This window comes from Nocardia sp. NPDC004573 (assembly GCF_053602135.1).
On record NZ_JBSGDA010000001.1, the window covers coordinates 317,106 to 343,005 of the forward strand.

23 protein-coding genes are annotated in these 25,900 nt (G+C 69.0%); 17 read left to right on the plus strand and 6 right to left on the minus strand.

The genetic code is table 11. The features are described 5' to 3' along the window. Nucleotides 1–84: 84 nt before the first annotated feature. The 3 genes from ACWEKR_RS01530 (at nucleotide 85) to ACWEKR_RS01540 (ending at nucleotide 3,573) form a co-directional block, all read left to right on the plus strand. On the plus strand, nucleotides 85–756 hold the full coding sequence (locus ACWEKR_RS01530; RefSeq protein WP_452353078.1) for a PAS and ANTAR domain-containing protein: 672 nt from the start codon (nucleotides 85–87) through the stop codon (nucleotides 754–756). A gap of 305 nt (nucleotides 757–1,061) precedes the next feature. Next, nucleotides 1,062–2,174, plus strand: a complete 1,113-nt coding sequence (locus ACWEKR_RS01535) for a terpene synthase family protein (RefSeq protein ID WP_452352787.1) — start codon at nucleotides 1,062–1,064, stop codon at nucleotides 2,172–2,174. 118 nt (nucleotides 2,175–2,292) lie between these two features. Continuing rightward, nucleotides 2,293–3,573: a diguanylate cyclase domain-containing protein gene (locus tag ACWEKR_RS01540; RefSeq protein WP_324198026.1), complete on the plus strand. Its 1,281-nt coding sequence runs from the start codon at nucleotides 2,293–2,295 to the stop codon at nucleotides 3,571–3,573. Nucleotides 3,574–3,598: 25 nt separating this feature from the next. On the opposite strand, the gene ACWEKR_RS01545 is transcribed toward ACWEKR_RS01540, so the two are convergent. Next, on the minus strand, nucleotides 3,599–7,021 hold the full coding sequence (locus tag ACWEKR_RS01545; RefSeq protein ID WP_452352788.1) for a protein kinase domain-containing protein: 3,423 nt from the start codon (nucleotides 7,019–7,021) through the stop codon (nucleotides 3,599–3,601). A 251-nt stretch (nucleotides 7,022–7,272) separates the two neighbouring features. Here ACWEKR_RS01545 and ACWEKR_RS01550 point away from each other — a divergent pair, with 251 nt between their 5' ends. The 3 genes from ACWEKR_RS01550 to ACWEKR_RS01560 all read left to right on the plus strand — a co-directional run bounded on the left by ACWEKR_RS01550 (nucleotide 7,273) and on the right by ACWEKR_RS01560 (nucleotide 9,521). Then, nucleotides 7,273–8,088 (plus strand): amidohydrolase family protein, encoded by an 816-nt coding sequence (locus ACWEKR_RS01550; RefSeq protein WP_452352789.1) that lies wholly within the window; start codon nucleotides 7,273–7,275, stop codon nucleotides 8,086–8,088. 160 nt (nucleotides 8,089–8,248) lie between these two features. Then, entirely contained in the window at nucleotides 8,249–8,629 is a 381-nt protein-coding gene (locus ACWEKR_RS01555) for a DUF1304 domain-containing protein (protein ID WP_452352790.1), read from the plus strand. A 532-nt stretch (nucleotides 8,630–9,161) separates the two neighbouring features. Beyond that, entirely contained in the window at nucleotides 9,162–9,521 is a 360-nt protein-coding gene (locus tag ACWEKR_RS01560; protein ID WP_195084031.1) for a DUF4254 domain-containing protein, read from the plus strand. A gap of 218 nt (nucleotides 9,522–9,739) precedes the next feature. Here ACWEKR_RS01560 and ACWEKR_RS01565 read toward each other — a convergent pair whose 3' ends face one another. Both ACWEKR_RS01565 and ACWEKR_RS01570 read right to left on the minus strand, forming a co-directional pair. Then, a complete protein-coding gene (locus ACWEKR_RS01565) occupies nucleotides 9,740–10,348 on the minus strand; it encodes a DUF4126 domain-containing protein (RefSeq protein WP_452352791.1) in 609 nt (202 codons plus the stop codon). Between the two features lie 98 nt (nucleotides 10,349–10,446). After that, a complete protein-coding gene (locus ACWEKR_RS01570) occupies nucleotides 10,447–11,148 on the minus strand; it encodes a hypothetical protein (RefSeq protein ID WP_452352792.1) in 702 nt (233 codons plus the stop codon). A 351-nt stretch (nucleotides 11,149–11,499) separates the two neighbouring features. Here ACWEKR_RS01570 and map point away from each other — a divergent pair, with 351 nt between their 5' ends. The 5 genes from map (at nucleotide 11,500) to ACWEKR_RS01595 (ending at nucleotide 15,348) form a co-directional block, all read left to right on the plus strand. Continuing rightward, a complete protein-coding gene (gene map / locus ACWEKR_RS01575) occupies nucleotides 11,500–12,363 on the plus strand; it encodes a type I methionyl aminopeptidase (RefSeq protein ID WP_159839004.1) in 864 nt (287 codons plus the stop codon). Between the two features lie 64 nt (nucleotides 12,364–12,427). Then, nucleotides 12,428–13,966 carry a cobyric acid synthase gene (locus ACWEKR_RS01580; protein ID WP_452352793.1) on the plus strand — a complete coding sequence of 513 codons (1,539 nt, stop codon included), beginning with the start codon at nucleotides 12,428–12,430 and terminating at the stop codon, nucleotides 13,964–13,966. An 89-nt stretch (nucleotides 13,967–14,055) separates the two neighbouring features. Next, a complete protein-coding gene (locus ACWEKR_RS01585; protein ID WP_452352794.1) occupies nucleotides 14,056–14,337 on the plus strand; it encodes an AbrB/MazE/SpoVT family DNA-binding domain-containing protein in 282 nt (93 codons plus the stop codon). Continuing rightward, nucleotides 14,337–14,729 (plus strand): PIN domain-containing protein, encoded by a 393-nt coding sequence (locus ACWEKR_RS01590; protein WP_452352795.1) that lies wholly within the window; start codon nucleotides 14,337–14,339, stop codon nucleotides 14,727–14,729. The genes ACWEKR_RS01585 and ACWEKR_RS01590 overlap by 1 nt, the downstream gene beginning before the upstream one ends. Nucleotides 14,730–14,784: 55 nt before the next feature. Further along, entirely contained in the window at nucleotides 14,785–15,348 is a 564-nt protein-coding gene (locus ACWEKR_RS01595) for an alpha/beta hydrolase (RefSeq protein ID WP_452352796.1), read from the plus strand. Here the strand turns inward: ACWEKR_RS01595 and ACWEKR_RS01600 are convergent. Beyond that, the gene (locus tag ACWEKR_RS01600) at nucleotides 15,328–16,389 is read right to left on the minus strand and encodes an alpha/beta hydrolase (RefSeq protein ID WP_452352797.1); all 1,062 of its coding nucleotides are present in this window, start codon (nucleotides 16,387–16,389) and stop codon (nucleotides 15,328–15,330) included. The two genes, ACWEKR_RS01595 and ACWEKR_RS01600, sit on opposite strands and share 21 nt — an antisense overlap. Before the next feature lie 299 nt (nucleotides 16,390–16,688). Between ACWEKR_RS01600 and mqo the strand changes: the two genes are divergently transcribed. The 6 genes from mqo (at nucleotide 16,689) to ACWEKR_RS01630 (ending at nucleotide 23,401) form a co-directional block, all read left to right on the plus strand. Further along, complete coding sequence (mqo, locus tag ACWEKR_RS01605; protein ID WP_452352798.1) at nucleotides 16,689–18,203, plus strand: malate dehydrogenase (quinone); 1,515 nt, start codon at nucleotides 16,689–16,691, stop codon at nucleotides 18,201–18,203. Nucleotides 18,204–18,222: 19 nt separating this feature from the next. Then, nucleotides 18,223–18,672: a GNAT family N-acetyltransferase gene (locus ACWEKR_RS01610; protein ID WP_159839016.1), complete on the plus strand. Its 450-nt coding sequence runs from the start codon at nucleotides 18,223–18,225 to the stop codon at nucleotides 18,670–18,672. A gap of 331 nt (nucleotides 18,673–19,003) precedes the next feature. Continuing rightward, nucleotides 19,004–20,917 carry a VWA domain-containing protein gene (locus ACWEKR_RS01615; RefSeq protein WP_452353079.1) on the plus strand — a complete coding sequence of 638 codons (1,914 nt, stop codon included), beginning with the start codon at nucleotides 19,004–19,006 and terminating at the stop codon, nucleotides 20,915–20,917. A 22-nt stretch (nucleotides 20,918–20,939) separates the two neighbouring features. Next, nucleotides 20,940–21,554: a cob(I)yrinic acid a,c-diamide adenosyltransferase gene (gene cobO, locus ACWEKR_RS01620; protein WP_195083843.1), complete on the plus strand. Its 615-nt coding sequence runs from the start codon at nucleotides 20,940–20,942 to the stop codon at nucleotides 21,552–21,554. A gap of 79 nt (nucleotides 21,555–21,633) precedes the next feature. Further along, a complete protein-coding gene (locus tag ACWEKR_RS01625) occupies nucleotides 21,634–23,034 on the plus strand; it encodes a cobyrinate a,c-diamide synthase (protein WP_452352799.1) in 1,401 nt (466 codons plus the stop codon). Then, complete coding sequence (locus ACWEKR_RS01630; protein WP_452352800.1) at nucleotides 23,021–23,401, plus strand: cobalamin biosynthesis protein; 381 nt, start codon at nucleotides 23,021–23,023, stop codon at nucleotides 23,399–23,401. Before ACWEKR_RS01625 ends, ACWEKR_RS01630 begins: the two co-directional genes overlap by 14 nt. A gap of 83 nt (nucleotides 23,402–23,484) precedes the next feature. Here ACWEKR_RS01630 and ACWEKR_RS01635 read toward each other — a convergent pair whose 3' ends face one another. Further along, nucleotides 23,485–24,582: a hypothetical protein gene (locus tag ACWEKR_RS01635; protein ID WP_452352801.1), complete on the minus strand. Its 1,098-nt coding sequence runs from the start codon at nucleotides 24,580–24,582 to the stop codon at nucleotides 23,485–23,487. A 2-nt stretch (nucleotides 24,583–24,584) separates the two neighbouring features. Continuing rightward, the gene (locus ACWEKR_RS01640) at nucleotides 24,585–25,715 is read right to left on the minus strand and encodes a phosphotransferase family protein (protein ID WP_452352802.1); all 1,131 of its coding nucleotides are present in this window, start codon (nucleotides 25,713–25,715) and stop codon (nucleotides 24,585–24,587) included. Nucleotides 25,716–25,900 lie beyond the last annotated feature (185 nt).

Genomic DNA, 25,900 nt, shown 5'->3' on the forward strand with positions numbered 1-25,900 from the left:
CGGAGAGTTTGCCACAATTTGATTTCATCTCGTGTTCTCGGCCTCGCGTCGTGAGCGCCGATGGATAATGGCCGCGTGACGAGGATGGATCACCTCGCGCTGAGAAGCGCCTCCGCGGTAGAGAGCGTCATCGCGGGCACGCCGCAGAGCGTGGGAACCTTCCGCTTCTGGTTCGAGGATCAGCGATGGGAATGGTCGGACGAGGCGGCCGCGATATACGGCTACGCCGCGGGAAGCGCGCGACCCAGCACGGAGCTGCTGCTGGCGCACAAGCACCCGGACGATCGGGCGCCCGCCGCCCAGTCCATCGCCATCGCGGTGCGCGGCGGTGAGCCGTTCTGCGGCCGCCACCGCGTCATCGATGCCGCGGGGCGCACCCGGCACATCATCGTGGTCGCCGATCGGATGCGCGACGACCGGGGCGCCGTGGTCGGCACCGCGGGCTATTTCATCGACGTCTCCGACATCCTCGAGGAGAACCGGCAGGAAATCCTCGACGACACTCTGCCCGAACTGGTCGAGTCACGCTCGGTGATCGAGCAGGCCAAGGGCGTGCTCATGGTCGTCTACGGCATCAACGCCGAACAGGCGTTCCGGGTGTTGCAGTGGCGCTCTCAGGAGACCAACATCAAGCTGCGGACGCTCGCGCGGCTACTGGTCGGCGAGGTTCCCGCGATGGGTGGCGGTCCAGCCGCGCAACGGGCCCGCTTCGATCACCTGCTGCTGACGATGCACGATCTGCCGGCGTCGAAGTAGGCGCCGCGCCGGGGCCGGAGACCGCGGCGCACCACTTTCGAGTAGGGCGCGCGGCGACAGCGGCGCCGCATTCGCCTGCCGCGTCCCGAATCGGTCGCTTGCCTAGTTGGGCCATGGCGACCCGCGCGCCGCGACGCCGCCCGGTGCGGCGAACTCGCCGTTTGCCGCTGTGTCACCGTCGAATCAGCAGCGCGCCAACGTCATCGAGGACACGGGGGTTGCGTGATCTTCGCCCTTCGACCGACCCCACTACCGATAAGTCGGAGACAATTCATCAGAAGTCACCATAGTGGGAGGAAGTCGTTGTGGTCAGTGAGTACACATCGGCACTCGAGCGGGAAATCGTCACCATGCGCGAGCAACACGAGGCGTTGCTGCGGACCGGGCGGCAGTGGTCGTTGCGCGCGATGTTCGGTACATCCGACTGGGACATCGTCGATTACTGCCGCGACTTCCGGCCCAACCGGTTCGGTGACCGCGCGTGCGCGGAGGTGGAGCGTTTCTGCCGCGAGCACGGCATCTGGCTCGAGCCCGCGGGCCCGCACTACAACAGCATGACGCCCTACCTGCATCCGGGCGCCGTCAGCGCGGAGCGGATGACGATCATCGGCTTGTACAACGCCATCCTGTTCTGGCTCAACGACACCGTCGGCCGGGAGAAGTTCGGGCACCTCGGGGACGATGAACAGCGCGAGGCGCGGGTGGCGATCGACCGGCTGTGCGTGCTCTTGCGCACACGCTCGGCGCCGGAGAACGCCACTGCGTTGGAGACGTCGGCCACGGCGTTTCTCACAATGCTGTCCGCCCTCGCCGACCCGGCCTGGCTCGACCGGTTCATCGAATCGACCATCGAGCACCTGCGGCCCGCGATCCAGGACCAGAACGCCCGCGCGCGTGGTGGGTTACTCGGTGTCGAGGAGTACATCGACCTGCGCTCCCAGGTGTCGGGCATGTATCCGGCGATCGCGCTGTGCGAGTTCGGCCGGGACGACTATCTGCCGTGGGAACGGATCCACCACAGCGGGCTGGCCGGCGATCTGCACCGCCTGCGGGTGCTGACCGTGGAGATCGGCGCGCTGATGAACGATGTGTTCTCCTTCGAGAAGGAGTGCATCGTCGATCTCGCGGACTTCAACCTGATCCCGGCGGTACTGCTGAACCACCCCGGATGGTCGCTGGAGGACGCCGTGCAGGGCGCCACCGAGATCGTGCGGGCACGGCTGGCCGAGTTCCGGGAGGTGGGCGCGGTGGTCGCCGAGCGATGCGACCGCCTGGCCGCGGCGGACGCCGAGCTGGCGGCCACGGTCTCGACCCACGTCGCCGACCTGGTCGCGTGCGTGCAGGCGACCTGGGTCTGGCAGGTCGAGACGCTGCGGTACAAAGGTGCGTCGATTTTCCGGGAGAACGGGTTGCCGTAGTCCGGCCCGGCTCGCCATGCCTGGGAATGCTTCCGGGCGGCAGTACTCGACGGTCTCGAACAAGTGTGGATACGATGCGTCGGGGGCTATCTCCGGCCTGAATGGTGAGGGGGTTGCGGTGGAACAGATCGAACTCGCCAGGATGGCGAACGTGTGGTGGCGCGCTCTGCAGGCCGTCGCCGATGGGTCGGTGTCCGTACCGGACCCTGAAGCTGTGCTGCTCGGGATGGTCGAGGAACTGGTTTCCGGCCTCGAAGCCGAACCTTTCGACGCGAGCGTCGGGCTCCGCGTCGGCGCGGGGCTGGCCTCCGTCGGCCTGGTCGGCCCGGCGGTGCCGAGTACGTCCGCCCAGGTCCTGTACGGGCTGGCCGAACACGAGACGGCGCCGGATTCCGGTCGGCGGCTCGCGGCGCTGCTCGCGGCCGTCGGTCAGGGCTACGAAGCGCAGTCGCGGGACGCCGCCAGCCACGCGCGCCGCTTGTACGACGAACGGTTCCGCGTGGTGTTCGACAACGCGGCGATCGCGATCGCCATCGGTGACACCGACGGCACGCTGCTGGACGTCAACCGGGGCTTGGCCGAGATGATCGGAGTCCCGGCGGAGACGCTGCGCGGGGTATCGGTGTACGACTTCGCGCACCCCAACGATCGCGAGGGCATCCGCACGCTGGTGTACGAGAAGCTCGTGCCGGCGGGGGCGGGCACGGTGAAACTGGAGCAGCGGATCCGTCGCGCCGACGACAGCTACGGATGGGCGTCGTTCGCCATCACCTTCGTCAAGGGCGTGGACGGTCAGAGCGACTATCTGCTCGCGGTCGGCGAGGACGTCACCGAGCAGCACCGGATGCGCGAGGAGCTACATCGGCAGGCCCGGCACGACCCGCTCACCGGACTACCGAACCGGCGGCATCTCATCGAACGGATCGACGCTATGATCGCCGACGCCCGCAACGGGGACCGCGCGGGCTTGTGTTTCGTCGACATCGATCGCTTCAAACACATCAACGATCGCTACGGCCACGGCACCGGCGACCAGATCTTGACTGCGGTCGCGGAGCGCCTGCAGGACAGTGTGCGCGGATCGGGATGCCTGGTCGCCCGCATCGGCGGCGACGAGTTCGTCGCGCTGGTCCCACCGCCTGCCAATGACCACCGGGTCGCCACCGTGGCCAACAGCCTGCTCGAGGCGCTGGTCGACCCGATCACCGCCGGCGACCGGCGACTACGCATGTCGATCAGCATAGGCGCGGTCGTCACGGCGGTGGCGGGCGCGGACGCCGAATCGTTGCTCGATGCGGCCGATACCGGCCTCTACCGGGCGAAAGCCGACGGCAAAGGCCGGTGGGTACTGCACATTCTGGACACCGACGCCGCACGCGGTCCGCAACCGGTGTTGTGAGCGGCGGAGTCGTCCGCGCGACGGTTCAGCGGGCGAGCAACCTGTGCAGGAACCTCGGCGAGACCATCGGCCGTTCCTCGGGCCAACGTCCCTCGCGCAGGTCGTAGTCCAAGCTGTGCAACAGCGACATGACCAGGTGCCCCTCGTCGAGCAACGGCCGGATGAGCCCGGCCTCGGCGTACCGGATGACCACCGGGACCAACTCGTCCTTCGCCGCTTCGGTCCGGCCCGCCGCCGCGAGGCAGGAAGCGAGCAGCAGTGACGCCTGTGCCGCGGCTCGGGGGCGTCGCTCGGCGTCGATGGAATCCCGTAGCTGGCGGGCGCGCGCGGATGCGGCGGCGACCCTCTTGGCGGCTCCGGAACGCAGCAGCATGCGGATCGCGGAATCCTCGCGCATCTCCGCGGCCATCGTGGCTATGCCGCTTTCCCCGGTCGGCGGTTCGGTGACATAGGTGGCCGTCAGGCCGAGCCGGACCTGCTCATTGGCGATGCGGGTGGCCAGTCGTGGCAGTTTGAGGGCCTGCGCCACCTCGGCGCCTTCGTCCAGCCGTCGCGCGGCGGAGGCCAGGTCACCCCGGAGGGCCTTGATCCGGGCGCCGGTGGCGTAGTTCGCCATCAGGAAGTCCACCGGGCCGCCCTCTGTGCCGAGCCGGCCCGCTTCGTCCAGCAGGCGCTCGGCCGCGGCGAGCTGGTCGCGTTCGTAGAGCAACTCGCCGAGCAGGGCGCCCGCCAGACGGGCGGCGTAGGACCGCGGGCCCGCGGAGTTGGTGGCGATCTCGAGCGCGGTGCGGAAGCTGTGCTCGGCCGTGGCCATATCGAGCTGCTCGCGGGCCGCGACGCCGACCAGGCTGTGGCTGTACATCAGGATGAACGTGCTGCGGGTCTGCCGGTAGAAGGGGGTGGCCCAGTCGTGCCATTCGCGCGCCCGGTCGTAGTCGAATCGGCTGAACGCGGAGAACGCGGCGAGGTTCGCCGCCTCACACAGCACCCACGGACCCAGCGTGTCGGCCCGGCCCAGGCATTTCGCGACCACGTCGTCCACGCCTTCGGGATGGTCGCCGAACGCGCGTTCCACGCATTCGATGAGGTCGGCTTCGATCGCCAGATCCGGGTCGTCGACCGCTGCCTTCTCCAGCGACGCGCGCACCAGCCGTAACGCGGCGTGCAGCTCCGTGGGCTGCCGCAGCACCACGTGGGTCCAGGCGATCGCGATCTGCAGCCGCGGGCGCGCGGCGGCCGCCGCGGGCGGAAGTTTGGCGACCAGGCCGAGGAATGTCGCCAGCTGCGCGTCTTGGACCAGATCGCGGGCTTTGGCCTCGACGATGTCGACCGCCATTTCGCCGCCGTCGCCGGCCAGCGCGTGGTCGATGGCGTCGCTGAGCATGCCGTGGTCGCCGAACCATTTCGCCGCCGTGCGGTGGAGTACGGCGACCTCGTCGGGGAAATCACGTTCGAGTCGCCTGCGCAGGAATTTCGCGAACAGATGGTGGTAGCGGAACCAGTCGCCGCTGTCGTCGACCCGGCGCAGGAACAGATTGCGGCGTTCGAGATTCTCCAGCAGGTCCTGCCCGTGCGGCCTTCCGGTCAGCGCCGTGGCCAAACTGCCGGAAACCCGGTCCGGCAGTGCGGTTTTGAGCAGGACGTCGAGCAGCTCGGGCTCGACGGTGTCGAGCACGTTCTCGGCCAGGTACTCGGCGATGGCATGGTTGCGACCGGACAGGTGGGCGATCAGCGAGGCCGGGTCTGGGTGCTCGCGCAGCGACAGCGAGGCCAGTTGCAAGGCCGCCGCCCAGCCTTCGGTGTAGTCGTGCAGTTCGGCGTTCTCGGCGTCGGCCAGCGTGAGTCCGGTCTGTTCGGCGAGGAACGTACGCGCCTCGTCGGGGTCGAAACGCAACGCGGCGGCGTCGATTTCGACGAGCTGGTGGTGCACGCGCATGGTGCCGAGCGGCAGACCTTCCAGCGACCGGCTGGTCAAGATGAGCTGCAGGTGCTGCGGGCCTTCCTCGATCAGGTAGTGCAGTGCCTCGACGGCGGTGGGATCGGTGATGCGATCCCAGTCGTCGATCACCAGGGCGAACCGCTCGTCGCGCGCGTGGATGGCATCGATCAGCGTGGTGAGCACGTAGCGCGCGGCGGCGGCGTCGCCCTCCTCGAGCACCGGCGTCAGGTCGGGCGCCAACGCCGGGCTGACGCGGTTGAAGGCCTCGATCAGATGCGTCAGCAACCACACGACGTTGTTGTCGTCCCGGTCGACGTTCAACCAGGCCACCGCCACCTTCTCGGTCTCGGCGAGACGCTTGGCCCACTGGGCCGCCAAGGTGCTCTTGCCGAACCCGGCCGGGGCATGGATAACCGCCAGGCGCGGCGGCGGCACGGTCTGCAACGCGTCGATCAGGCGCTCCCGCTGGACCAGCGGCCGAGTGGGCAACGCCGGGCGGAACTTGGTCTCCGGCGTCGGCGGAGTCTTCGGGTGCGGGGTGGGGAACCGCGCGGTGGCCGTCAAAGGCCGCGTGCTGAGGTCTTCGGGCTCGGGCCGAGCGCCCGCGGGCAGGGTCATGTGCTCGACCTGCATGTCGTTACCGCGCTGGATATCGCGCAGCCGCTCGCCGAACGCGGCGGCCGAGGGCGGACGGTCCGCGGGATTGTGCGCCATGCTGGCCTCGATGGCGGCGGCCACCTCGTCGGGGATGCCGTCGAGCCGCAGATCCGGCAGCGGGTCGGCGGCGATGCGCAGGAACTGCGCGACGACCTGCTCGCCGGAACGACGCTCGTACGCCGCATGACCGGTGATCATGGCGAACAGTGTCGCGCCGAGCCCGTAGACGTCCGAGGCGACCGACGGAACGCCGGAGCGCAGCACCTCCGGCGCGGTGAACGCGGGCGACCCGGTCACCACGCCCGTGGTGGTCTCGAAACCGCCTTCCATACGGGCGATCCCGAAATCCGTGAGCTGCGGCTCGCCGTAGTCGGTGAGCAGGACATTTCCCGGCTTGATGTCGCGATGCAGAATGCCGGCGCGGTGCGCGGTCTCCAAGGCGCCGGCCAGCTTCACGGTGATCCCGATCGCCTCCGGCAACGGCAGCAGACCCTCCCGGCGTATGCGGTCTTCCAGCGAACCGCGCGCGTGATACGGCATCACCAGGTAGGGCCGTCCGCTGCGGGTGGTTCCCACTTGCAGGATCGGCACGATGTTCGGATGCCCGGACAGCGCGCCCATGGCCTGCTGTTCACGCAGGAATCGTTCGACGTTCTCCGGTTCGAGATCCGGTCGCGCGGTGAGCACCTTGACCGCGACGTTGCGATTCAACGCCCGCTGCCTGCAGCGATAGACGACGCCGAACCCACCCTTGCCGATCACTTCGGGGTCGTCGAGACCCGCGCCCTCCAGTTCCCGCTCGATCCCTGGAGGCCGATCATGCTGTGTGGCGAACGGGTCCGAACCGGCCATGGCCCTGCTCTGCGTCGGATGTGGGTGGTCCTGCGGGTAGATACCCAGTTTATGCCCAGCGAACCCGACGCTCGGTGATTACGTTCGAGAGAGAAAGCGAGGTACGGGTGGGCCTGGTGGCGTTGTGCCGTCGTCATCGCGCGGCCGCTGCCGGACCTCGGCAAACAAGAGGCGCGTGCTACCGAGCAGGACGCTCCAGCGGATGTCGTCGCAGCGGCGCCGGCCGCTGTGACCTGTGTCAGAATCCGCGCATGACCATCGACGTCTGGGCGCAACACCCGACCCGGCGCTTCCTCGCCCACGACATGTTCGCCTCACTACGGCGGTGGACCGGAGCGGTGATACCGACCGACGAGATTCCCCTGTCGGTCACCCTCGACGCGATGGACGCCGCGGGCGTCGACCGAGCGCTCATCTCGGCGTGGCACGGGCCGGAAGGCGTCCTCATCTCCAACGACGAGGTCGCGGCCTGGGTGGCCGAGGCGCCCGAGCGCCTGCTCCCCATCGCGTCGGTGGACCTGCGCAGTCCGATGGAGGCGGTACGGGAGTTGCGCCGCCGCGTCGATGCGGGATTCAAAGGGTTGCGCGTGCTCCCGTGGCTATGGGAGCTACCGCCGACCGATCGGCGCTTCTATCCGCTGTTCGCGGCCTGCGTCGATCTGGGCATCCCGTTCTGCACGCAGGTGGGGCACACGGGTCCGTTGCGGCCGTCGGAGACCGGTCGTCCCATTCCCTACATCGACCAGGTCGCCCTCGACTTCCCGGAGTTGACGATCGTCTGCGGGCACATCGGTTACCCGTGGACCGAAGAGATGATCGCGGTCGCGCGCAAGCACGAGAACGTCGTGATCGATACCTCCGCGTACACGACCGAACGCCTTCCCGCGGAACTGGTCTCCTATCTGAAATCCCGGAGCGGGCGCAGGAAGGTGCTGTTCGGCACGAACTATCCGATGATCTTCCCGCAGCACGCGCTCGACGGCTTCGCGGCCCTCGGACTGGACGACGAGACCCGCCGGCTGTACCTGGACGGCAACGCCCGGCGCGTTTTCGGACTGGCCGGTTGACCGATTCGGCGCGGCGGCGTGTCGGCAGGCCGTTGCCCGCGCTTGCCCCCGCTTCGGTCATAGGATGCCTCGGCGCGCCGGAGTCGGCCGGGCCGTCGCGCGGATCGCCGGAGGGTCGGATGCCGGCACCCCCGATCGGCGCGCATCGTGAGGAGGTCGAATGCTCTGGGTGGTACAGGTGTTCGCCGCCGCGGCCGCTGTGCTCCATGTCGGCATCTTCGTCATGGAGTCCGTGCGGTTCGGCGACCCCAAGGTGTACCGGGGGGTCTTCCGGCTTTCCGAAGCGGAACTGACCGCGGCGCGGCCATGGGCGTTCAATCAGGGCTTCTACAACCTGTTTCTGGCGGTGGTGACACTCGTGGGCGTGGCGATCCTGCGGTCGGCGCCGGAGGCGGGATGGGCGCTGCTGCTCGCCGGATGCGGGTCGATGCTGGCCGCGGCGGTGGTCCTGGTGGCGCACGACCGCCGGTTCGCCAGAGGCGCGGTGGTGCAGGGCGTGCTGCCCGCGCTGACGCTGCTCGCCGCCGCTACTCAGCTCTGAACGTGTCCAGGCGGTCGGCAAGCCGCTGAAGACCGGTGTGGCGCTTCGGAATTGGTTCCGGTCACCGGGTCAGGCGAACGCCTTCAGCGCACTGGTGGCAACTAAAGGTCCACAGCGCTGGTCGCATTCGTACTCGTGGACGGGCGCATGGCCCTGAACAGCGACCGGAAGTCGGGAACGAAGGACGTCTCCAGGATCGGCGACCGGACGCGGATCGTTCGGCCCCGTGGGATGAAAAGGGTTGCGGCGAGTGTGCTCTCGGCGCTGAGGCGCCGTCAGGAGGTCTTGACCGCAGAAATGCAGACGCAATCTTGCGTTCTTGCATCTGTACGTGCATGATCCAGCTAGCCTAGTTGTGACAACCGATCCGATGGCCGGGATAACCGAATCGAGAGCCAATTATGTTGGTACAAAGAGCGTTGGTGTCGGGCGAACTCGGAGTACGACGGTGAGCGCGCCGACAGTCGGCGTCTTACCGACCGCACCGCAATTGTTGTGTGCTTTCCAAGGGCGGCGTTTCCAAGACCGGGAGCTGCTGCGGTCCGCACACGCACTCGCCGAGCTGCACCAGCACCGCGTGCGCGCGGTGGACGCCGCACTCATCGCCGAAATAGACTGCCGCCGCCGCGAGCTCGTCGACGAGATCAACGACTGGGTCGCGCAGGAGATCCCGCAGCACCGCAACGGGTCCTCGCTGCACACCGAGAGCCTGGGTGCCGTGGTGGACCGCATGGCACGTAGCTGGGTGGACGCCAATCAGGTCATCCACACCGAGGGCGCGCGCAGCGACAATACCCATAAGCATTGGTACCAACTGGCCGAACTCGTCGACGGGTACACTGATCTGGTAACCGACGTGGCCGGTGGCCGCCGCCGTTTGCCCGAGCAATGAGTTCGTCGCGACGGTGGTCTCGTCCGCGGTAGTGACACTGCCCCGCAGCGTCACTCGTCCGAATGGCGACGTCCCGGCGCCGAGCTACCCGACCAGTGGCTTGATCCGGGTGGTTCTGTCGCCGGCACAGTGACGGCGGGCGCAATGGGGCGCCCCGCCCGGCGTGCCGCGTGGTCGACTGGCGCGGCACGCCCGTGACGGGTTCCACTGCCTGGCAATCATTTCGCAACCAATGCGCGGTCGCCTGTGCGCTCGGCCCGACGGGCGCGTCGGCGCCGGAGATAGCGACGGATCCGGCTCGCGCAGAAGTACACCAGGGCGACACCGACGACGAGCAGAACCGCCGCGATCACCGCCGCGGCCAGTGGATGGAATACGGCGAGGGTGACCACACCGGCCACGGTCACGTCCTCGGCGGTGCTCACCACGATGTTGCTGGCGGGTTCGGGGGAGGTGTTGACCGCCATCCGTGTCCCGGCCTTCACCAGATGGCTGACCAGGGCGGCCGTTCCGCCGACCGCGCCCGCGGCGAGTTCCGGCAACGAGCCGTCCTGTCCGGCCAGCAGGGCCGCGACCACCGCGCCCGCGATCGGCCGCACCACGGTGTGCACCGCGTCCCAGAACGAGTCGAGATACGGGATCTTGTCGGCCACGGCCTCGACCACGAACAATACTGCCGCCGCGATCAGGACGTCGGTGCGCTGCAAGGTTTCCGGTACCGAATCGGCGAAGCCGAACCGGCCGAAGAGGCCGAGCAGCAGGACCACGGCGTAGGCGTTCACGCCGCTGGCCCAGCCTGCGGTGAAGATCAACGGTAGAGCGGACACGAGCCCATGGTAGGGCGACCGGGCGACAGGCGTCGGCGCGTGGCCCTGCTGCCTGAGCCGCGTCGGGAGCGGTGTTCCCGAATCCGGCGGCAGGACGGCTATGTGAGCTCTTTGCGGCCCTGCTCTATGAATCGGCCCAGTACCTCGCTGATTCTGTTTCCAAGGTCGATGAGCGCGGTGTCGAGAGCTGCGCTGTCACGCTTGCGTTCATCATCGTCGGAAGCGCTTCCGGTGGTTGCCATGTGCTTCATGATGAATGGCTCGTAACGCCGATCGATGAATTCTTTGGTCATCTCTGGGAATTCTCGAAGCAAGGTGTACATGTCCTCGCTGGAAGTCATGCCCGCCAGATCGGCGGCGGCCATGAAGGCGATCAAGCGATCGGCGAAATTCCCCATTCCGGTACGGAAGCCGTCGAGGTTTGTCGCGCGGAGGTATCCGGCCATGAGTCCCGCCTGCGTCACGAAGTCGTACGCACTGGCGAGGAAGTCGTGGTAAGCCTCTTTCCGATTCTTCGACGTCGCCTGGACCAATGCCAGTCGCTCGTCGCGATCGGCCTTGTTTACCGTGACGTACACGGCGGCCGACGCCGACACGATGCTGGAGATCAGCGCGGCGCACAGGGCTGCTATGAGCGCGTAGCGCCCACTTCGGGTGGTCGCGTCCGCCGCGCGCGGGTGCTCGTCGTCTGCCGCCGACTCGGCCGGGGCGTCTTCCTCGTCTCCATCGGCGGAGTTTTCGAGCGGCGAAGCCGTTTCGCTTTTGTCTCCGTGCGGTTGAGCTGCTGCATCAGTAGCCATTTCCACTCCCACCCGACGAAGGGCTTCCGGTCGACGGATCATTTTATGTGCGCGCGGACGTCGTCGGCAGAATTGACCGATCCGGTGTCGCCTACGCCGACTATTCAGAGGATTCGGTTCGGGCCGGACCGCGACCGTCCGGGCCCGTCGGTCGATGCTGAGCGGATTGGATGCCGTGCGTACTGTCTCGACCGCGATGTGATGCGTTCTCGGATGGCCTGCGGACCGTCCTGTCGATGCCGTGACCGGAGATGGCCCGGCCCGCCCGCCTCCGGCAGAACCGGACCGTGGTCCGAGGCTGTTCCGGCTGGCCCTCGGCATCGGCGCGGTCGTCCGATTACGCTGTTCGCTATGTCTGTCCGCACTCGCAAGCCCCTCGTCCCCGGAACGCTGTCGCCGACCCGTGAAGTGCCGCGCACCATCGAGCGCCCGGAATACGCGTGGAAGAAGACCGCCGACGAGGGGCGTGAGCCCTGGGTGCAGACCGCCGAGACGATCGAGAAGATGCGGATCGCGGGCAAGATCGCCGCCCAGGCGCTGGAGGAGGCGGGCAAGGCGGTCGCACCCGGCGTGACCACCGACGAACTGGACCGCATCGCGCACGAGTACATGTGCGACCACGGCGCCTACCCGTCCACCCTTGGCTACAAGGGCTTCCCGAAGTCGTGCTGCACCTCGTTGAACGAGGTCATCTGCCACGGCATCCCGGACTCGACCGTGATCGAGGACGGTGACATCGTCAACATCGATGTCACCGCCTACATCGACGGCGTGCACGGTGACACCAACAAGACGTTTTTGGCCGGTGACGTCGACGAGGAGGTGCGCCTGCTGGTCGAGCGGACCGAAGAGGCCACCATGCGGGCGATCAAAGCGGTCCGGCCCGGCCGGGCGCTGAACGTGATCGGCCGCGTCATCGAGTCCTACGCCAACCGGTTCGGCTACGGCGTGGTGCGCGACTTCACCGGCCACGGCGTCGGCCCGACCTTCCACAGCGGGCTGGTCGTGCTGCACTACGACCAGCCGGCGGTGGAGACCATCATCGAACCGGGCATGACGTTCACCATCGAGCCGATGATCAACCTCGGCGGCATCGACTACGAGATCTGGGACGACGGCTGGACCGTCGTGACCAAGGATCGCAAGTGGACCGCGCAGTTCGAGCACACCTTGGTCGTCACCGAGTCGGGGGCCGAGATCCTGACCCTCCCGTGACCGGCGGCCTGACCGGTCGCGGTCCGGCGGCTCGGATGACCGCGCCCCGCGCGACCGGACCGCGATGAAGGGCGCGCTGCTGGTCGCGGGCACCACCTCGGACGCGGGCAAGAGCGTCGTCGTGGCCGGGATCTGCCGGATGCTGGCGCGGCGCGGCGTGCGCGTGGCCCCGTTCAAAGCCCAGAACATGTCCAACAACTCCGTGGTCACCCTCGACGGCGGGGAAATCGGCCGGGCGCAGGCATTGCAGGCCCACGCCTGCGGACTGGAGCCGAGCGTGCGGTTCAATCCCGTCCTGCTCAAGCCGGGCAGTGATCGCCGCTCCCAGCTGGTGGTGCGGGGCAAGGCGATCGGCACCGTCGGCGCGGAGGACTACTTCCGGCATCGCCGGGATCTGCGCGAGGTGGTGGCCGCCGAACTCGCCGCCTTGCGCAACGAATTCGACGTGGTCGTCTGCGAGGGCGCCGGGTCGCCCGCCGAGATCAACTTGCGTGCGACGGATCTGGCGAACATGGGTCTGGCGCGTGCCGCGGGGCTGCCGGTGCTGCTGGTCGGGGACATCGATCGCGGTGGCGTGCTCGCCCATCTGTTCGGCACCGTCGCCATTCTCGAGCCCGAAGACCAGCGATTGATCTGCGGGTTCATCGTCAACAAGTTCCGCGGCGCGGTCGAGCTGCTGCGGCCCGGGCTGGAGCGTCTCACCGAACTCACCGGTCGCCCCACCCTCGGCGTGCTGCCGTATGCCGAGGACCTGTGGATCGATGCGGAGGACTCGCTGAGCACCCTCGCCGACGCGCCGGTCGGCCGTCCGCGCCCACCGCTGGGCGCCGAATGGCTGAGCGTCGCCGCGATCCGGCTGCCGCGCATCTCCAATTCCACCGACGTCGAGGCCTTGGCTTGCGAACCCGGTGTCGCGGTGCGCTGGGTGGCCGAACCGTCTCGGTTGGCGGACGCCGATCTGGTGGTGCTGCCCGGGAGCAAGGCGACCGTCTCGGACCTGTGGTGGTTGCGGCGCACCGGCATCGCCGACGCCTTGCGGGCCCGAGCCGCCGCGGGCAGGCCGATCCTGGGCGTCTGCGGCGGGTACCAGATGCTCGGCACCCGCATCCTGGATCGCGTCGAGTCCGGTGCGGGCGAGGTCGACGGTCTCGGACTGCTCGACCTCACCGTCGAGTTCGCCGAGCCGAAGGTGTTGCGCCGCAGCGCGGGACACGCCGCGGGGGTCCGCGTGCACGGCTACGAGATTCATCACGGCCGCGTCACGCACCGTGGGGATCCGGGGTGGCTGACCGTCGCCGGCGAGCCGGAGGGCAGCGTCCGCGGCGCGGTGTGGGGTACCCACCTGCACGGTTTGCTGGAGTCCGACGAGTTCCGGCGCGGGTGGCTCCGCACGGTGGCGGAGGCGGCGGGGCGGGCGGGTTTCGTCGCGGCCGGCGACGTCTCGGTCTCGACGGTGCGTGCCGCCCAGCTCGATCTGCTGGCCGATCTGATCGAAGACCATCTCGACCTCGCCGCGTTCGAGCGCCTGCTGACCGACGGCGCGCCCGCCGACCTGCCCTCTCTGGCCACCGCCATGGTGCTTCCGAACGGCCGCATCGGTTGACGCGGACCACCCAGCGCCTTACCTTGCAGTAAGGAATTCGGCTCCAGGTAAGGCTCGGGGCCGATCGGCACGATCGGGTGAGGATGATGGTGGCGGAGAAGAGGCCCAGCAGCCGAGGGGCGAATGTGGTGTCGGCGACGGTCACGAGCAAGGGGCAGATCACGATCCCGATCGATGTGCGGGTGGCGATGGGCTTGCGCACCGGCGTGCGCGTCGCCTTCGTGCCCACGCCGACGGGCACCTACGAACTGGTGCCCGAAACGCGCACGATCAAGGCGCTGAAAGGCATCGTGGGCTGGTCCGGATCTCCGATCGGCCTCGCCGAGATGAACGAGGCGATCGCGGGCAACGTCGTGGAAGGTAAGCGGTGATGATCGGTCTGGACGCGAACGTGCTGATCCGCTACCTCACCCAGGACGACCCGGAGCAGTCCGCGCGCGCCAATCAGGTGATCGACGGGCTCACCGAGAGCACACCGGGTTACGTCACGATGATCGTGCTCGCGGAGATCCACTGGGTGCTGCGTCGCGGCTACAAACAGGACCCCGAGGCCGTCACCGACGTGCTGCTGGGACTGCTCGATTCGAGCGAGATCGTGGTCGAGCGCGCCGACACCGTGCGTCAGGCGTTGCGCCGGGCCGCCGACGGCGCGGACTTCGCCGACGCGCTGATCCAGCAGCTCGGTCAGGAGGCCGGCTGTGAGCTGACCGTCACCTTCGACCACAACGCAGGTGAGCGAGCCGGGATGCGCCTGCTCACGTGAATCCGGCCCCCCGACCCACCGCCGCGGTGCCGTGATCCGTGTAGCGTGATTCGGCATGGAATCTCGGCAGATCACGGTGGGTGACCGGGCGTGGACCGTGCGGATCGACGGGCCGGAATCCCGGCACAGCGTGCTGCTGCTGCCCGACGCGGGCGATCCGGTGGATGTCTTCGACCAGGTGTGCGCCCGGCTGCACAATTCGGATCTGCGCACCTTCGTGGTGGAGTCGATCGAAGGTCTCGACCCGGCCGCCGTCACCGCGATCCTCGACGCCCTGGGGCTGCCGTGGGTGAACGTGGCCGGGTGCGGCGCGGGCGCCGTGCTGGCCTGGCAGGCGTGCGCGCGCGGATTCGGCCGTTTCCAGAGCCTGGTCGTGGCCGATCGCGGTCATCCGGCCACGCCCGGCGCCGATGGAGCGGTGGCGGACGCGTCGACCGGCCCGGTGGAGGTGCCGACCACACTGCTGGTCACGAAGAATCTGCCGCGCTCGGTGGCCGACACCTCTGGACGGTTCGTCTACGGCGAGTTCCGGGTGGTGGAGGTCGACGTGACCGATGTGGCCACCGAAGCCGACCACGAGCTGGCCACCGAGATCGTGCTACGCACCAGCCTCTGGTGAGTTCGCGGGCTGGTAGCCGGCCAGCCAGTCGAGCCAGCTGTCGAGTTCGCGGAACGCCTGGGCCAGCGGTTCGGGGGCGGAGAGGAACACGTCGTGCTTGGCGCCGTCGATCGGCACCATGTTCGTGCGATCGCCCAGGCAGCCCGACCAGCGCTGGATCTGCCTGACGTCGAGCACCGCGTCGGCGACGTCCACGGCGGGACCGTATTCCTTGGCGAACTTCGTCATCCGGGAACGCAGGATCAGCGAGGGGACGCCGATGTCGAGGCCCTGGTGCAGCCGCGCGTGGCCGTTGCGGATCGCCCGCAGCCAGCCGAGCCGGACCGGGAAGCCGTGCAGAGGTTTCCAGTCCAGGTTGTAGTTCCATTCGCCGGACACCGAGTGGTGCAGGCTGTCGCCGTAGGTGCTGATCTTGCCACCGGGCAGCTGCACCATCTTGCGGAACCGCCCCACCGCCTTGATGATCGGCGTCCCGATGCTGCGGTAGTACGCCGGACCCTGCAGGTCGAACCACGGGCTGTTGAGCACCACGCCGGTGATGCCCGCCGCGGCCGTGCCCTCGGCTCGGTTGAGCCGATCCAGCCACAGCGACACGACCAGACCGCCGGTGGAGTGAGCGTTCAGCACCACCGCGGCGCCGGTCTCGGCCCGCGCGATCCGCAGCGCCTCCGCCAGCTCCCGGTCGTAGAAAGCGAGATCCGTCACATAGTGCGGGGTCTGCCCGTCGCGCAGCGACCGGCCGCATTTGCGCAGGTCGAGCGCATAGAATTGGAACCCGCGCGCGGCGAAGTGCTCGGCGAGGTGCTCCTGGAAGAAATAGTCGGTGAATCCGTGGACGTAGAGCACCGCGCCCGCGGTCTGCTCGACGGCGCCGGAGGGGACGTAGCGCACCAGCGTCGCGACCACCTCGCCTTCGCCATCGGGATCGGGACCGAGGGGCAGCGTGCGCTGCTGGTACTGCGGACCGAGGACGTCGGGGCGCCAGCCTTCGCCATCCGGCGAAGTGCTGACCGGTTCGGCAAGCGACTGTTCGTTCGTCACGCGACCAATGTATTGGACAGTGTCAACCACCAACAGACCACAGCCGTGCGCTCGCCGCCGAAGTGACGACGATCTCTGTCGCATTCCGCACATTCAGCAGGTTCGTTGCGGGGTGGCGGCGTGGTGAGGTGCACAATTGGGCTTAGGTGAACGGCGGGTAACCTAAATCCCGCCATGCCGTTCGGGATCGGCGGACGCCGGAACCGAGCCACAACCACACCGTGCCCAGGCAGGTCCACCCGCCCGGTGGGCCCGCGCAGAAGGACAAGGAAGTCGATCTACCCGTGCCGAACGCTGCCATGACTGAAAAGACCGATGTAGTACTCATCGGTGCCGGCATCATGAGTGCCACTCTCGGCGCGCTGCTGCGGCAGCTGCAGCCGGAGTGGTCGATCTCCCTGTTCGAGCGGCTCGACGCCGCTGCCGCGGAGAGCAGCGATCCGTGGAACAACGCGGGCACCGGGCATTCCGCGCTCTGCGAGCTGAACTACAGCCCGCAGCTACCGGACGGCTCGGTGGACATCACCAAGGCCGTCGACATCAACGAGCGGTTCCAGGTCTCCCGTCAGTTCTGGTCCTACGGCGTGGAGAACGGCATCCTCCGCGATCCGTCCGCCTTCATCAACCCGATCCCGCACGTCAGCTTCGTGCACGGCGCCGACGACGTGGAGTACCTGCGCAAGCGGTATGAGGCGCTGGCGCCGCACCCGCTGTTCGAGGGCATGCAGTTCATCGACAGCCCCGAGGAGTTCACCCGGAGGTTGCCGCTGATGGCGCGCGGGCGTGACTTCGCCGACCCGATCGCGCTGAACTGGACCGACGGCGGCACCGATATCGATTTCGGCTCCCTCACCCAGGAGCTGCTGGCCTACCTCGGCGCCTCCGGCGCGGACTTGGCCTTCGGGCACGAGGTGCGCGATCTGTCCAAGCAGTCCGACGGCTCGTGGCTGGTCACCGTGCGCAACGTGCGCACTCGCGAGACGCGCAGGCTGATCAGCAAGTTCGTCTTCGTCGGCGCGGGCGGCGGCGCGCTGCCGCTGCTGCAGAAGGCCGGCATCAAGGAGGCGAGGGGATTCGGCGGGTTCCCGGTCAGCGGTCAGTTCTTCCGCTGCGTCAACCCGGCGCTGATCCAGCAGCACGAGGCCAAGGTGTACGGCAAGGCCGCGGTCGGCGCCCCGCCGATGTCGGTTCCGCACCTGGACACCCGCGTGATCAAGGGCAAGCCGGGTCTGCTGTTCGGCCCGTACGCGGGCTGGACGCCGAAGTTCCTCAAGGACGGCAAGAACACCGACCTGTTCAAGTCGGTGCGGCCGAACAACATCTTCTCGCTGCTCGGCGTCGGCGTCACCGAACTCGGTCTGACCAAGTACCTGGTCAGCGAGCTGCTGAAGTCCGAGGCGGGCAAGGTCGTCACGCTGTCGGAGTTCATTCCGCGCGCCGAGGCCAGGGATTGGGAGCTGATCACCGCGGGCCAGCGCGTGCAGGTCATCCGGCGCAAGGGCGTGGGCGGCGTGCTCGAGTTCGGCACCGCCGTGATCGCCGCTCAGGACGGCACGATCGCCGGTCTGCTCGGCGCCTCCCCGGGCGCGTCCACCTGCGTGACCGCCATGCTGGACGTGCTGCAGCGGTGCTTCCCGCAGGAGTACGCCGAGTGGACGCCGAAGCTCAAGGAGATGGTGCCCTCGCTGGGCGTGAAGCTCTCCGAAGACCCGGCGCTGTTCCACGAAGTGTGGGACTGGACCTCCAAGGCGCTGAACCTGGTCGACGGCGGCGACAACACGCCGAAACACGCCGGGGTCGCGGCGAACGCCTAGGGTGTGATAGCAAGGCGCGATGATGTCAACGGTTGTTCTCAAACGTTCATGGGCGCAGGATCTCGATACCGCGACGCTCTACCAGCTGTTGAAACTTCGCGTCGAAGTCTTCGTCGTCGAGCAGAAGTGCGCGTATCCCGAGCTGGACGGGAAGGACCTGCTTCCCGAGACGCGGCACTTCTGGCTCGATGACGAGGGCGAGGTCATCGCCACGTTGCGGCTGTGCGAGGAGCACCAGGACGGTGTGAAGAGCTTCCGCATCGGCAGGCTCTGCACCGCGGTGCCCGCCCGCGGGCACGGCTACACCACGCGACTGCTGCAGGCGGCGCTGGCCGAGGTCGGCTCGGCGACGGTGCGGCTGAGCGCCCAGAGCTACCTGATCGACCTGTACACCAAGCACGGCTTCAAGGTCGACGGCGAAGAATTCGACGAGGACGGCATCGCACACGTGCCGATGCGCCGGGGTTGATTCGCAGCGCCTGCGGCGCTGGGAACGGCGGATGCTCGGTCTCGCTTCGCTCGAAAGACACGAGCGAGGTGAGCCGGGCACGTCGGGTCCGTGAATGCACCGCTTCGAACGGTGCACCGAATCCGTGACCGGACCGGCGCAACCCCGGCTGCCGTGCCGGTTCGCGTGCGTACGCATCGGTTCTGAATCGAAGGGCACTGTCGGGCCGATGCGGCCGCGCGCTTAGAGTTGGGGCGTGTCCGTGTCCCATGCCGAAACAGCGCCGACGTCCGACCAGCACAGCCGAACGCTTTCCGGTGCGGACGGTGAGGCGGGATTCCCCTTCTCGGCGGTGGTCGGGCAAGAACGGCTGCAGCTGGCGCTGATCCTCTGCGCGGTGCATCCCGGCATCGGCGGCGTGCTGGTGCGCGGTGAGAAGGGCACCGCGAAGTCGACCGTGGTGCGCGCGCTGGCGCAACTACTGCCACCGGTGGTCGACGAGACCGGCGCGCGGCCCGCCCGCTTGGTGGAGCTGCCGGTCGGCGCCACCGAGGATCGTGTGGTCGGCTCGCTGGACCTGGAGCGTGTGCTGCGGGACGGGGAGCAGGCGTTCCGTCCGGGCTTGCTGGCCGCCGCGCATCACGGCGTGCTGTACGTCGACGAGGTCAACCTGTTGCACGACCATCTGGTGGACGTGCTGCTGGACGCCGCGGCGATGGGCCGGGTGCACATCGAGCGCGATGGTGTGTCGCACTCGCACCCGGCGCGCTTCGTGCTGGTGGGCACGATGAATCCGGAAGAGGGCGAGTTGCGTCCGCAGCTGCTGGACCGGTTCGGGCTGACCGTGGACGTGGCCGCCTCGCGGGACGTGGACGTCCGCATGGCGGTGGTGCGCCGCAGGCTGGACTACGAGGCCGACCCGGCCGGGTTCGCCGCGCGGTACGCCGCGGCGGACCACGCTGTGGCCGAGCAAATCCTCGCCGCCCGCGACCGGCTGGGCCGGGTGCTGCTCGACGACGTGGAATTGCGCCGGATCGCGGCGCTGTGCGCCTCGTTCGACGTCGACGGGATGCGCGCGGACCTGGTCGTGGCGCGCACCGCGACCGCCCATGCCGCCTGGCGCGGTCGCGACGCGGTGACCGAGGCCGACGTGCGGGTGGCCGCCGAGCTGGCGCTGCCGCACCGGCGCAGGCGGGATCCGTTCGACGAACCCGGCATCAGCGAAGAACAGCTCGACGACGCCATGCGCGATGCCGCCGACCAGGCACGACGCGAGGAGACGTCCACGCCGAGCGGTACGTCCGAGCCGGACGGCGCGTCCCAGGACGCCGGGGAACCCGACGGTGCTTCCGGCGACGACCCGGACGGCCCCGACGACCCGTCGCCGCCCGACGGTCCGGGTGGCGGGCATTCGCGGGAAGGACGCAGTGGCGCACCGGTTTCCGCTGGTGCGCGGACACCGCGCTGGGAGGTGCCCGGCGTCGGTGAAGGCGCTCCGGGACGCCGCTCCCGCGCGGAATCACGGCACGGTCGCGTGGTGCGTTCCAGCACGGACACCTCCTCGGGGCTGCACCTGCTCGGCACCGTGTTCGCGGCCGCGCCGCATCAGCGTTACCGCGGACGCGGCGACGGGCCGTTGCTGCTGTCCGCCGACGACCTTCGTGGCGCGTATCGCGAAGGGCGGGAGGGCAATCTGATCGTCTTCGTTGTCGACGCGTCCGGATCGATGGCCGCCCGCGACCGGTTGTCCGCCGTCACCGGAGCGGTGGTCGCGCTGCTGCGCGACGCCTATCAGCGCCGGGACAAGGTCGCCGTGGTCACCGTGCGGGGCGCGGACGCCGAACTGGCGCTACCGCCCACCTCGTCGGTCGACATCGCGGTGCGCCGACTGTCCGGAATGCGCACGGGCGGGAAGACGCCGCTGGCCGCGGGCCTGCTGAAGGCGCGCGAGGTGGTGCTGCGGGAGCGCGTGCGCGATCCGCGCCGCAGGCCGATGCTGGTGCTGCTCACCGACGGTCGCGCGACAGGCGGCATCGACCCGGTTCCCCGCGCCCGTGCCGCTGCCCGTCTGCTCGCCCGAGACGCCGTGACCGCGATCGTGGTCGACTGCGAACGCGGCATGATCCGGCTCGGGCTGGCCGCGGATCTGGCGCGTGAACTGCGCGGGGGATACCTGCGATTGGCCGAGTTGACCGGCGATTCGGTGGCCGACGTCGTTCGCGCGAGTTCGGGAGGCCCGGGCGGCGCGTCGGTGCGGGCGGCCTGACTTTCCAGGGTAAGGAGATTCGATGCCCAAGGGCGTTCCGGAAACTGTTCCCGACGACGGGTTGACCACGCGGCAGCGGCGCAATCAGCCGGTGCTAGCCGTGCACACCGGGCCGGGCAAGGGCAAGTCGACGGCCGCGTTCGGGATGGCGCTGCGGGCCTGGAACCAAGGTTTCGACGTGGCGGTGTTCCAATTCGTGAAGAGCGCCAAGTGGAAGGTCGGGGAGGAAGCCGCGTTCCGCGCCCTCGGCGCGCTGCACGAGCAGACCGGCGCGGGCGGCCCGGTCGAATGGCACAAAATGGGCGAGGGCTGGTCGTGGACCCGCAAGCAGGGCACCGAGCAGGACCACGCCGCGGCCGCACTGGCCGGCTGGCAGGAGATCGCCCGCCGCCTGCGGGCCGAACAGCACCGCTTCTACGTCCTCGACGAATTCACCTACCCCCTCAAATGGGGCTGGGTGGACGTGGCGGAGGTCGTCGACACGCTCCGCGACCGCCCCGGCAACCAGCACGTCGTCATCACCGGCCGCGACGCGCCTGCAGCCCTCCTGGACGCCGCCGACCTCGTCACCGAAATGACGAAACTCAAGCACCCCATGGACGCGGGCCGCAAAGGCCAACGAGGCATCGAATGGTGACTCCCGTGAGTGGCACATCCTTGCGGCGAATCGCGAGAGGCCCACACGATGGTGTGCCGCTCGCGCCGCGGGGGCGGGGATGAGGGCCGTGGTGGTGGCGGCGCCGGCGTCGGGGAGTGGGAAGACGACGGTGGCCACGGGGTTGGTGGGGGCGTTGCGGCGGGTCGGGTATCGGGTGGCGCCGTTCAAGGTGGGGCCCGATTACATCGATCCGGGGTATCACGGGCTGGCGGCGGGGCGGCCGGGGAGAAATCTGGATCCGGTGCTGGTGGGGGCGCAGCGGGTGGTGCCGTTGTACCGGCACGGTGCGCAAGGGTGCGACCTCGCTGTGGTCGAGGGCGTGATGGGGCTGTTCGACGGCCGGATCTCCCAAGACCACTCCGGTCCGGTGGCGGAGGGATCGACGGCGCAGGTGGCGGCCCTGCTGGGGGCGCCGGTCGTGCTGGTGGTGGACGCGCGGGGCCACAGCCAGAGCCTGGCGGCGCTGCTGCACGGATTCGCCACCTTCGACAGCGGCGTCCGGCTCGGGGGTGTGATCCTCAACCGGGTCGGCAGCGAACGGCACGACCAGGTATTGCGCGCCGCCTGCGATCGCGTCGGCCTGCCGGTGCTCGGATCGTTGCCGCGGATGGCCGACCTCGAGGTGCCGTCCCGGCATCTCGGCCTGATCCCCGCCGTGGAACACGGTGCGGCCGCGACGGCGGCGGTGGCGGCGATGACCGATCTCGTCGCCGCGCACGTGGACCTGCCCGCCATCGCGGCACTCGCGCGCTCGTCGGTCACCGGACCGGCGTGGGATCCGGCCGAAGCCGTGCGTGGTCTCGAAGGTGCCGGGGAGATATCCACCAGGGAGGAGCCGTTGATCGCCGTCGCCGGTGGCCCCGCGTTCACGTTCGGCTATGCCGAGCATCGGGAGCTTTTGGTGGCGGCGGGGGCACGTGTGGTCGTGTTCGATCCGCTGCACGACGAATTGCCTACCGGGGCAGCGGGCTTGGTGCTACCGGGTGGCTTTCCCGAGGAACATGCCGCGGAGTTGGCCGCCAATTCCGGCTTGTTGCGGGCAGTGGCCGAAGCCGCACGGCACGGGATGCCGGTGCACGCCGAATGCGCCGGGCTGTTGTATCTGACCCGCTCGCTGGACGGGCATCCGATGGCCGGGGTGGTGGAGGCCGACGCCGCGTTCGGACCGCGCCTGACGCTCGGTTACCGGGACGCCGTCGCGCTGGCCGACTCGCCGTTGTGGCGGGCCGGGGAACGAGTCCGCGGTCACGAATTCCATCGCACGTGCCTGGTGTCCGCGCCGCCACGAGGTCCGGCGTGGGGCTGGCTCGGCAGCGCGGGAGAGCGCGTGCGCGAGGGCGCGCTGAGCGGCAACGTGCACGCCTCGTACCTGCACACCCACCCGGCCGGGAATCCCGAGGCGGTGCTGCGATTCGTCACGGCGGCAGCGCGGTTCGCGAGCTCTCGTGCCCTCGGCTGAGGTCGTCGTCGGCATCGGCCTGCGACGGGGCACGTCGGCCGGCACGATCCGCGCCGCACTGCGCGAGGCCGTCGCAGATCACCGGATCGCGGGCCTGGCCACCATCGCGCAGCGCCGGGCCGAACCCGGGCTGCTCGCTGTCGCCGCGGACCTTCAGGTCCCGCTGCGGTCCTATTCCGCCGACGAACTGTCGGCCGTCGCGGTGCCCAACCCGGGAGACCGGACACGGGCGGCCGTCGGCACGGCGAGCGTCGCGGAGGCCGCGGCGCTGCTTGCCACCGGAGGCGGGCCGCTGGCGCTGCCCAAGCGCGTCGTGCACGGCGTGGTGCTCGCGGCCGCGCTGTCCGGGCCGCACCCGTTCGCGTGAGGGGCGATCACCTGCCATCTACGAACCAACGCGCGGGAGGGGCCGAAACGGCCGCGCACTCGATCGTCGATGGCGAGGTTGTGTCAGGGTGCGACTGATCCCCAGTCGGCGAATCCGGTGGGATCGTGGCGGCCGATGCTGGCGTGTTCGAACAGGCCCCAGCCCTCGGCGTCGCCGCAGCGGGCCCGGGCGACATGGTCGATCACGCCGTATGGGGTGCGGGCGACGATGGCCGGGTCGGTGAGGTCGTAGCGGCCGGAGGACGACCAGTCGCGGCCCTTCCACTGGCCGTGCTGCCAGTCGGGATCGCCGCCATAGCCGCAGCCGACGTGCAGCGGGACGCCGATGCCCGGCGTGATCTCGATCTCCAAGGGCTTGCCGTCCGGCGTGGTCAGCTCCAGGCGCGCACCGATCGGCAGCCGTGTGCCGGACCGGTAGTCGATCGAGATCCGAGGCCAGCCGAGTTGCTCGGTGCGTCCGTCGGGCCAGATCCGGGTCGCGTCGTTGAGTGTGCGCCTGCCGTCCGGCTCCTCCTGCACGATGACGACGACGGCGAATTCCTCGAAACGCAGCGGCACGTACAGCCACCAGAATCCGCCCGAGGGCTCGGCGGCCGCGCGGCCGGGCGGCTCGGTCTCGCCGACCGGGCGGATGCCCCACGAGCGGTCCCTGGTCCCGGTCCACACCGCCGGGTCGACCGCGATGTCGTCGCCGTCGACGTGCAGCGTGCCCGCCCACGAGCCGACCTGCGCGAACCGGGAAGCATCGATGATCGGCCGGTTGCCCGCGAGGATGAGATGCGGTTGCTCCTGTACGGCGGGGAAGGCGCCGGTCCAGGTGAGGTCGAAGCCGAGGTCGTCGTGGTCGCAGACCACCCGGATGCGCCGCAGCGGCTCCAGCACCTCGACCCGGTAGCCGCCGACGCGCTGGTCGAGGCTCCGGTCGCCGAGCGCGTCGGAGAAGCGCACCGCGCGCACCGTGTCGCCGCGGCGCACGGCGGCGTAGGCGTCGGTCACCCCGAGGTTGGGGTACACGCCGAGGCCGGTGATGAGGAAGGTGCCGCCGTCACGGTCGTGGGCGTTGAAGTAGCTGCGGTCGTAGAAGTTGCGGTCACTGGACGCCACACGGGCCAGCGAAAGCGGGGTCTGATGGATGGGGTACTCGTCCAAAGGCACAGGCATGGTCAGTCCCATTCGTAGGTTCCGTCGAGCAGCGCTTCCAGGCTTGCCCGGTGCATGACGTAGTCGTCGCGATCCGGCGTGTCGGTGTCCTCGCCGAAGTGGATCATCCTGCGCTTGATCCGTGCCATCACGATCGCGTGCCGCAACGCGGCGTAGACGATGTAGAAGTCTAGATCGCGCACCGTATGACCGGTCAGCGCTTCGTATTTCGACACCACGTCGTCGCGGCGCAGGAAGTCCGGGAGCCCGGGCTGACCGAATCGGGTGGCCAGGTCCTGGAAGAACCGGTGGATGAAGATCACCCAGCCGAGATCGAGTTCACGCGGCGCGAGCGCGGCCATCTCCCAGTCCAGCACCGCCACCGGGTCGAAGTCGCGGTAGATGATGTTGCCCGGGCGGGCGTCGCCCCAGCTCAGCACGTCCGGACCCGGATCGGCGGGCCAGTGCTCGTCCAGCCACGCGAAACTCCGCTCGATCAGCGGGATCTCGAAGCCGTCGTCGGCGAGCGCCCAGCGGTACCACGAGCGTTGCGCCTCGACGTGCCTGCGCAGCGATTCGCCGGGTCCGTTCAGCATCGGGAACCGGGCCGCGGGGTCGGGGATGCCGTGGATCTCGGCGATCACCTCGACGGTGTTGTGCGTGAGCCGCAGACGTTCGGCGGGATCGGCGTCGAACAGCCAGCCCACGAACACGTACGGCGGGTTGTCGGTCGGTATCCGTCCCTCGACCCGGCGCATCACGAAGAACGGCGCGCCCAGCGGCTTCTCGTCGTTCTCCAGCCAGCACAAGCCCGGCACGGGCACGTCGGTCGCCGCGGCCACGCCCGCCATCACGTGGTACTGGGTGGCCAGGTCGTAGGTCTCGAAGACCGGGAACGACCCGGCTTCGGGCGCCATCCGCGCGACGAACGACCCGCGTTCGGTGTGCCCCCCGGCGCTCCACTCGGCATCGAACAGGATCGACGTGCTGGACATGCCCCCGGACTGTGGACGGGACAGATCGGAGATCCGCGGCAGGTCGTCCGACTCGACTTTCGTCCGTAGCCAGCGCGCCAGGTCCCCGGCGAGCGTCTCCAGGTCGCGTTCGCTGACGGTCAGCTGTTGCCGCTGTGCCGGGTCCGGATCGTCGGCCATCTTGTCCTCCTGACACGTGCTGCCCGGGGTGCGCCGCGCGGGGTGCGCCGGGATACGCGACTGTAACGCGTTCTAGTTCCCGGTGGGCGGGAACCGCGAACGAATTCCGGCCGGCACGGTGGGGCTGGCACGTAGGCCGAAAGAAGGACCCGGAAATCCAGGGTTTTCCCGGAGGTCATCCCATG

Coding starts and splice junctions, on each gene's coding strand:
- ACWEKR_RS01530 (WP_452353078.1), top strand. CDS start 85: ATGGATCACCTCGCGCTGAGAAGCGCCTCCGCGGTAGAGAGCGTCATC.
- ACWEKR_RS01545 (WP_452352788.1), bottom strand. CDS start 7,021: ATGGCCGGTTCGGACCCGTTCGCCACACAGCATGATCGGCCTCCAGGG.
- ACWEKR_RS01550 (WP_452352789.1), top strand. CDS start 7,273: ATGACCATCGACGTCTGGGCGCAACACCCGACCCGGCGCTTCCTCGCC.
- ACWEKR_RS01555 (WP_452352790.1), top strand. CDS start 8,249: ATGCTCTGGGTGGTACAGGTGTTCGCCGCCGCGGCCGCTGTGCTCCAT.
- ACWEKR_RS01570 (WP_452352792.1), bottom strand. CDS start 11,148: ATGGCTACTGATGCAGCAGCTCAACCGCACGGAGACAAAAGCGAAACG.
- map (WP_159839004.1), top strand. CDS start 11,500: ATGTCTGTCCGCACTCGCAAGCCCCTCGTCCCCGGAACGCTGTCGCCG.
- ACWEKR_RS01580 (WP_452352793.1), top strand. CDS start 12,428: ATGAAGGGCGCGCTGCTGGTCGCGGGCACCACCTCGGACGCGGGCAAG.
- ACWEKR_RS01590 (WP_452352795.1), top strand. CDS start 14,337: ATGATCGGTCTGGACGCGAACGTGCTGATCCGCTACCTCACCCAGGAC.
- ACWEKR_RS01595 (WP_452352796.1), top strand. CDS start 14,785: ATGGAATCTCGGCAGATCACGGTGGGTGACCGGGCGTGGACCGTGCGG.
- mqo (WP_452352798.1), top strand. CDS start 16,689: ATGACTGAAAAGACCGATGTAGTACTCATCGGTGCCGGCATCATGAGT.
- ACWEKR_RS01610 (WP_159839016.1), top strand. CDS start 18,223: ATGATGTCAACGGTTGTTCTCAAACGTTCATGGGCGCAGGATCTCGAT.
- cobO (WP_195083843.1), top strand. CDS start 20,940: ATGCCCAAGGGCGTTCCGGAAACTGTTCCCGACGACGGGTTGACCACG.
- ACWEKR_RS01625 (WP_452352799.1), top strand. CDS start 21,634: ATGAGGGCCGTGGTGGTGGCGGCGCCGGCGTCGGGGAGTGGGAAGACG.
- ACWEKR_RS01635 (WP_452352801.1), bottom strand. CDS start 24,582: ATGCCTGTGCCTTTGGACGAGTACCCCATCCATCAGACCCCGCTTTCG.
- ACWEKR_RS01640 (WP_452352802.1), bottom strand. CDS start 25,715: ATGGCCGACGATCCGGACCCGGCACAGCGGCAACAGCTGACCGTCAGC.